Source organism: uncultured Fibrobacter sp., from assembly GCF_946062555.1.
Lineage (GTDB): Bacteria > Fibrobacterota > Fibrobacteria > Fibrobacterales > Fibrobacteraceae > Fibrobacter.
In genome coordinates this window covers 1-8,023 of sequence record NZ_CAMGVQ010000096.1, presented here as the reverse complement: position 1 = coordinate 8,023, position 8,023 = coordinate 1, and the positions used below count along the sequence as shown (strand labels likewise).

The window sequence follows — 8,023 nt, the reverse complement described above, 5'->3', positions numbered from 1 at the left end:
TTTTTTTCTTCCCGATTCAACCTATATCAGTCGCATTGACGGTGAAAATTCGCGTCTGATTTTATAGATTTTAAAAGAAATAATCATGAAACTACGGTGTGTGGAGATTTTGCCAATAACTATTGTGCACAATATCTCCGCGTTTTAAACCTTGAAGACAATGAAGAAAATAATATTCTAACGAAAATCATTTTGTATTTGATTGTTGTTAATCGATATGATGTTGACCGTATAAAAAAGGGGGCGAATTTATGATTTTTCTAAAACTAGCCTTACAAGAAGGCCTTTTTTCTCGGACAATTGATTTTTCTGCACAAGAAAATTTAATATACAGTCAAAAAAATACTAAAGGTAAAACAACCTTGATGAGATGGTTGTTGTTTGCATTGGGATTCAATATTCCGAATACTAAGGGGATAAATTTTTCGAAAAATGAATCTTTGTTGACTATCAGGAAAGATGATGGAGAAGAAATAACTCTGTCAAGACATTCTCAACAATCAATTCAAATTGTAAAACCAAATGAAGAGATAACTTTTGTTTTGCCGGAACAGCAGACAGAACTTCACAAGATTATATTTGGAATTCAAAATGCTGAAGTTCTTGAAAACTTATTGGGAACATTTTATGTTGACCAAGAAAAAGGTTGGACCTTACTGAATCGTGGCGTGGTTGTTGGAAATATCAGGTTCAATATAGAAAGTTTTATTCGCGGAATATCGGGCGTTGATTGTTCATCATTGCTTAGTAAAGCTAAAATTCTTTCAGGTCAATTAAGTAAATATAGGCAGATGTATAATGTCGCTGATTATAAAGAGAAAATACAAAAAGATAGTGGTAAAATAGTACCTGACAACTATGATGATTCTGTTGATAGTTCTCTTAATATTCTTGTCTCTCAATTAGAACAAAAAAAGAGAGAACTCCAACAAGTTGATAAGGTTTTAGGTGAAAATAAAAGATTTAAGAAGTTTATTTCAAATATTAGGCTAAGAGTTTTAGTGGGCGAAGAAGAAATAGAGGTAACTGAGGACAAAATTGTTGGCTTAAATGATTCCGTAGATTATCTTGTTGCCAAAAGAAAGATTATTTCAACCGAATTTAAAAAAATATCAAAAGAATTAGAGGAATATAGGAAACAGAAGTTTGGAAAAGAAGAAAATACATTTTTTGATGACACTAGCATATTAAGGGAATTTGATAATAGAATTTCAAAATTGCCTCTGAACCCAGTTGTTATAAAAAATAAAATAGATCAACTTCATAAAGAATTGACAGATGTTAGAAAGTCAATTTCTGAAAGAACGAAAAATAGCAATAGTGTCCCGCTTGAAATTTCTGCGGAAATGATAAAATATGCAACGGAATTAAATTTGGGTGGCGATAAAAAAATTTCAAGTTCTTATATATTCACTTCGAATTTAAAAGAACTTTCTGGAGCTGTGTTACATAAAACAGTTTTTGCTTTTAAATTGGCTTATATCGCTGCGGTGAAAAAATACCTAAATATAAAATTGCCGATAATGTTGGATTCTCCAAGTGGAAAAGAAGTCGATAGAGACAATATTCAATTGATGATAAATGTTTTGAAACGAGATTTTTCAGATCATCAAATAATTGTCGCGTCTATTTATAACTATAGTGGTTTTGACAACGCTAATGTTATTGAAATAAAGAATAGGCTTATTGAATAATTCTTTGCGTTAGGGATAGTGACTCCTTGGGGCGAAGACTTGCGGGCGATTTCGTCCTGATGTTTTCGGGAGCAAGGTTTCGTTTTAGGAGGCGAGTAACGAGCGAAGCGAAGGTGGTCGCCCCTAAAATATAGCCCGACCGCACATATATGTGCGGGAACGCCCAAATGATTTCTCCGCTGAACATCGCCCGCGCCCTCTCCGACGAAGGCGTGAAGATTCTCGGTACGAGCATTGACTCCATCGACATCGCCGAAGACCGCGACCTGTTCCGCAAGATGATGGACCAGCTCGGCATCCCGATGCCGGAAAGCGGCATGGCCACCAACATCGACGAAGCCCTCGCCTGCGTCAAGCAGATTGGCGGCTACCCGGTGATGATCCGCCCGAGCTTCGTGCTTGGCGGCCGCGGCATGGAAGTCATCTACGACGAAAACATGCTCCGCGAATACGTGGCAAAGGCTGTCGGCGTGACCCCGGATCGTCCGCTCCTCATCGACCGCTTCCTCCACAATGCTTTGGAATGCGAAGCCGACGCCCTCTCCGACGGCGAACACGTTTACATCCCGTCCGTGATGGAACACGTGGAACTTGCCGGTGTCCACTCCGGTGACTCCGCCTGCATTATCCCGCCGGTAACCATCACGAAGGAAAACCTCGCGACCATCAAGGATTATACCCGCAAGATTGCTGAAGCCCTCCACGTTTTCAGAAACCCATACGGCTCGGCAATGAAAATGCAAGCATTTTCGCTGCTCTCGCCTTGTATGGTTTTGCGGCCTCATGAACATGCAGTACGCTATCGAAGACGGCAAGGTGTTCGTGCTCGAAGCGAACCCGCGTGCCTCCCGCACGGTGCCGCTGGTCTCCAAGGTTTGTAACACGCCCGTGAGCCGTAGGCGACTCGTCTTAACAAGTCGTCGAAGGCGAGAGTGAGGCGATATCGTAGGTTCATATTTGCGAAAGAGCCGAACGGTCTCCATGGGCCCGCCTCGCGACCCGCCTCATGCTTGGCGCGAAGCTCGAAGACCTCAAGCTCAAGGACAAGAAGTTCAACCACCACGGCGCCAAGGAAGCCGTGTTCCCCTTCGACAAGTTCCCGAAGGTGGACCCGGTTCTCGGCCCCGAAATGCGCTCCACCGGCGAAGTCCTCGGCCTCTCCGACGACTACGCCCTCGCTTACTACAAGAGCCAGGAAGCCGCAGGTTCCTTCTTCCCGAACGAAGGTGCCGTGCTGATTAGCTTGTCCGATAAGGTTAACTTGTCTGAACAGGCCATCGAAATCGGCAAGGAATTCCAGAAGCTCGGCTTCAAGATTTACGCTACCGAAGGCACCGCCAAGTTCTACGAGAAGGCCGGCGTGAAGTGCGAAGTGGTGAACAAGATTGCCGAAGGCCGCCCGAACGTTCTCGACATCATCCTGAACAAGCAGGTGAACCTCATCATCAACACGCCGTGGGCAAAGCGCGACGCCATCAAGGACGAAAGCGCCATCCGCAAGGCCGCCATCAAGTACAAGGTTCCTTACATCACGACGCTTGCCGGTGCGTACAACACCGTGAAGGGCATCGCCGCTGCTAAGTCCGGTAAGGGAGCTGTAAAGAGCCTGCAGGAGTACCACGCAAGCATTGAAGAAATCTAAGGATTAGGGGAGAGGGGGAAGAATCCCCCTAGCTTCAGCCCCGACCCAACCCTTATAATCACGCCCACTCAAAAGAGTGGGCGTTTTCCGTATAACCCACCCCAGTCGGGTCTTCCGCTACCCCTTCCATGCGGGCTTCAATCGCCCGCCCTAGCTCCTGTTTGGATTTTCGGAGTTTCCTCAATTAGCGTTTTTTTGCGCTATTTTAATTTTTTTGACTATTTAAGGATTCCCTTTTGTTGTAAAAAGAGTTATATTAGAATTATGAAACTTTTTAGAGGAGCGTTATAAGTTTAATGCCGTGTTGACATTTTGAGCATTTGTTCTTATTCTCCGTTCTGTAATCCACTAAATTCCAAACTTCGAGAATAAGCTGGCAAACGCTCACGTCCCAATCGGGGCGTGGGTCGTTCGCGCTTATTGGAAGTAGGGTCGTAGTGGAACCTCAGAACGCAATGAGCCGGATTCACGCCCTTTTTTATATGCGGAAAATCTCTTTTGAAATAAGGCAAGTGCCTTAAAGCACTGGTCTTAAATTTGTAGTGCCCAAAGGAGACTCCATGAAAAAGAACATTCTACTGCTTGTTTATGTTCTAATTGTTCCAATCATTGCGTTTGGTGTCTCTTTTGCTATTCAGAATCATTTTAATTCAGAGCTGCGTGAAGTATTATATCAAGAATATCCTGATGCAAAACCGAATGAGTTTGATTCAGTTACTCTTAAAGATGTTTGTGAAAATTCAAACGACTCGATTTGTGAGACGAATCGTAATATAAATCTTCTTCTGCTAGCATCTGTTGGATCGGGGGGTGTTGGTTTGATATTGCTTGCACTAATATGGTTTGCGGGAAAAATATCAGTAGTCAATCGAAACTTAATGGTTCTTCTTTTTAAACCTGGACTTTATTTAACTCTTCTGACGCTTATAGCTTTGGTTGCAATATATGCCATTTTGGCTATAGGGATAATTTACTATGGGGAATCTGTTTTTGCTCATAGAATTCATGTTGGTCTCATCTTTATGATTGGGCTTGGTGCTGTGAGTGGTGCGTTTGCGATTGTCAAAAACATCTTTGGAATTGTGAAAAAAGCAAAAACGGTTGTTTTTGGACGGGCTGTTACACGAGAACAAGCCCCTGAATTATGGAATTACATTGATAAAATTGTTGATCGACTTAGTGCGGTCAAACCTGAGCATATTGTTGTTGGGCTTGAACCCAATTTCTTTGTCACTGAAGCAGATGTGATAACGCTTGATGGAACATTGAAGGGGAGGACTCTTTATTGTTCTCTGTCTTTGTGCGAAATTCTTGCGAAGGATGAAGTGTCTTCGATAATAGGTCATGAATTAGGACACTTTATAGGAAAAGACACAAAGTTTAGTGAAAAATTTTTCCCTATATATAGGGGTACCGCTGATTCGATAAATTCATTGTTGTCTATTGGTGGTGATGGTGCAAAATATATTGCCCTTATGCCTGCATTGGCTATTTTGAGTTATTTTTTCGATTCGTTTTCTGTTGCAGAATCAAAACTGAGTCGTGAACGAGAATTAGTGGCGGATAATGTTGGTGCACAAGTTTCATCGTCTAGAATTTTTGCATCTGCTCTTGTTAAGGTACACGCATTTGCGGCTTGTTGGGATTATTTGGAGGATTTGGCGACGGATTCGTTAAAAGAAGGAAAGTGCTATAAAAACACTTGTAAACTTTTTGCGGACATTTGTTCGTCATATGCTAAACCCCAAATTCTTGAGAATATTGCAGAGATGCATACTGTCCATCCGACAGATTCACATCCATCATTAGGAGTTAGGTTGCAATCATTAAATGTATCTATGGCAGAAGTTTCTGAAAGCGCATTAATTGTTGCTCCGCAAGAATCTGTGTTGAATTACATTCCTGATTACATGGAGCTCGAAGAATCCATTAGTTATGCGTATCAATCAATTCGCAGCCACCAATTGGGGCTGTCGTAATTTTTAGTGTAGGTGTATATGTCTTTTGATTTAGAAAAAGAAGAACAAGAATATCGAAAATATAAGGCAGAACATTCTGCTGGTAAAGTGGAAAAACAAAACAAACCAATTGATGAAGAAGTTAAGCCAGGGTCTGGTATAAGGGATTTTTATGTAACAATAGGTTTGCTCTTATTTCAGTTTGTTCTGACATTGATAATTGCTCCTTTTTTAATCAAAGATTCATTGAATGAGCATACTTTTCATTTTTTTGGTGAGGCATCTGCTTATGCATCGGCTGTCGGACTTTTGATAACAGTTGTTAGGAATCGAAGGTCCTATAGACGACGTTGGTTAATTCTTTGCGCGGTTGTTTTGTTTGCTGCAGCAATATTAGAATGCCGATATGTCGGTGTCCCGGCGGCATCAATTGTGTTTATTGTCTATTTCCAAATAAAAAATAATAATGGTAAATTAAGAGATGAACTAGTGGCACTTGCATCGACAATTGTTACTGCGGGAATAATTTCTATTGCAACTTTGAATTTAATTCCGTCCAAAACAACGATGAGCCATTTATATTCAGAAAAATACTTGGGTGGAGCAGCAAATAATTCTTTTGAAAATTTGGAATGCAATTTGAATGCCGATGATTCGTTGTTCGCACGAAATGTTTTTGTCGGGATATATCAAAAGTTAGAGCCTGTTACAAAGAATGTTTATGAGCGCTTTAATGAAATAAGAAAAAGGTGTCCTTCGTGGCTAGAAAAACCAGATTGGAGCGAACAACTCAGGTTAAATGTTTTGTATTACGAAGATATGGTCGAAACAATCAAACAAAATAAACTGGTTGTCTCAAATGAACGTGCGAAATTGGGAAAGGCTTTGTTTGAAGCGCAAAATAGGAATCTAGAGAAAGTCCTCAATGGTGATTTGGTCATTGAAAATGGAGTTTCATATCTGGTAGATTCCTTGGTTGCTGAAAAAGCCCTTGAAAATGAAAAGGAAATTGTGAAAACGATTCAGGCGAAATTGGATTCTTTATACGATTCTTCTTTAGTCTTTGATGATTCAATTATAATGTCGGATTTAACTGAAAAACATCAAGATTCTATAATTGAAAATTTATTGAATGAAATAAAAAATGATTCATCCTGTGTTTTAACACCCTCTGATTCTGAATTTATTGGTACTGTTTTTGATGGAATGTGGGAAGGAACTTTGCCAATAAATAAGGATATTCATCAGAGATTCCAAAAACTTTATAAAAAATGTTTATGGGAGTTGAGTCCACCTGATTGGAATGGAACTGTAACAAATAAAATTCTGTACTACGAAGATTTAGCTAGCTCTATGAAACAACGTAAAATTGTGCTATCAAACCAGAGAAAGATGCTTGAAGATAGTATTGTTAAAGAACAAAATAGCTTGATTGCTGAATATTTGAAAAATGATACAATATATCCTCAAGATGGAAGCGAACCGTTTATCTTGGATTCTGAAGATGTGGTGTATAATTTGAAAAAATATCAAGAAAAAGCGATTGTCGCTTTGGAAAAACTTGATTCTTTGTACAATGATTCTCTTTATATGAAATAATTAAACTTATAGGTGATATATGATTTGTCCAAAATGTGGTTCTGCAATACCGTTGTATTTGAAATCTTGTCCAAAGTGCAATCATGAACCAATAGAAAAAAAAGATTCAATCGATTCCAACTTAGATTCAAAATTAGAGGGCTTTAAGGGAGTCCTTGCTTTTGTTGGCTTGGGTATGATTGTCGCTCCCTTTTTGCAAGCTTATAATTTGCATGAGGAACTTCGTGCTACAGCATCATTCGACTTACAAATGGTTTTGCAATATACGAGTTATAAAATTGTTTATGGTTTTGCGATTGCCTTTGATGTTGTTTTATTTGCTGCAATTTGCTATTTGTCAAAATTATTCTTTTGTAAAAAGAAACTTTTCCCGAAATTTTATGTTGCGGTGACTATAGCGAGTATTTTTATACAACTTATTTTCCCAATACTTTATTTTGCAACAGCGTACTTGTTCATATCAACGGAAGTGAATATAGGAGATTTTTATGAGGGAGCACATTTGTATTTTAGACAGATTATACTCGCGTGTATATGGATTCCTTATATGTTAAATTCAAAAAGAGTAAAAGCAACCTTTAGAAGATAAAGTTCTTTTGCTTAGACTAGGCTTTCAATTAATTCGCTACAATCATGAGTGGAGGATTCACAATGGATAGAATCATATTCAGTTGGGGATACGCTTTCGGTGGCGTATTTGCATTTTTATTCCACCGTAATCAGGTCCATCAAGATCTAAAGTTCTGGAAAAGTGCTGGCGTTGATATCTTAGGATGGGGCATACTCCTTGGCTTGGTAAACAGAATAACAACCCATATAATCGGAGATTCTCTATCTTTGGCCATAATTCAGCAGATTGTTTTATGCACAATATGGGGATTTGTTGGAGCTTGGAGATTCAATAAATTTAGAGTTGAAGAAGATTTTTCGCGTCAAGTATGGAGGAAACGTGAAATATACGCTTCTATCACAGGCATTCTTTTATGGATTGTTTTTACAATCGTTTCCATGCTGCCTGCTTTGATAAACACAACAAACAACAATGTGTCAGTTTCAGGACAGCAATCAGAACTGTTTTTTATTGTCCAAAAAATGGTTAAAACCCTGCACTTTCAGTGCAGCGACTTTCA

At 39.6% G+C, this 8,023-nt stretch carries 5 protein-coding genes and 1 pseudogene; all 6 read left to right on the top strand.

Features of this window, described 5'->3' with window-relative positions; all coding sequences use genetic code 11:
* Nucleotides 1-251: 251 nt before the first annotated feature.
* Nucleotides 252-1,694: a hypothetical protein gene (locus Q0P86_RS16045; protein ID WP_295040862.1), complete on the top strand. Its 1,443-nt coding sequence runs from the start codon at nt 252-254 to the stop codon at nt 1,692-1,694.
* Between the two features lie 173 nt (nt 1,695-1,867).
* A pseudogene (locus Q0P86_RS17005) lies at nt 1,868-3,336 on the top strand (hypothetical protein); the annotation flags it as partial.
* Between the two features lie 560 nt (nt 3,337-3,896).
* On the top strand, nt 3,897-5,315 hold the full coding sequence (locus tag Q0P86_RS16030; protein ID WP_295040856.1) for a M48 family metallopeptidase: 1,419 nt from the start codon (nt 3,897-3,899) through the stop codon (nt 5,313-5,315).
* Nucleotides 5,316-5,333: 18 nt separating this feature from the next.
* A complete protein-coding gene (locus Q0P86_RS16025; RefSeq protein WP_295040854.1) occupies nt 5,334-6,893 on the top strand; it encodes a hypothetical protein in 1,560 nt (519 codons plus the stop codon).
* A gap of 19 nt (nt 6,894-6,912) precedes the next feature.
* A complete protein-coding gene (locus Q0P86_RS16020) occupies nt 6,913-7,482 on the top strand; it encodes a DUF2569 family protein (RefSeq protein ID WP_295040852.1) in 570 nt (189 codons plus the stop codon).
* A 62-nt stretch (nt 7,483-7,544) separates the two neighbouring features.
* The coding region (locus Q0P86_RS16015) for a hypothetical protein (protein ID WP_295040850.1) at nt 7,545-8,023 on the top strand (479 nt) is incomplete at its 3' end.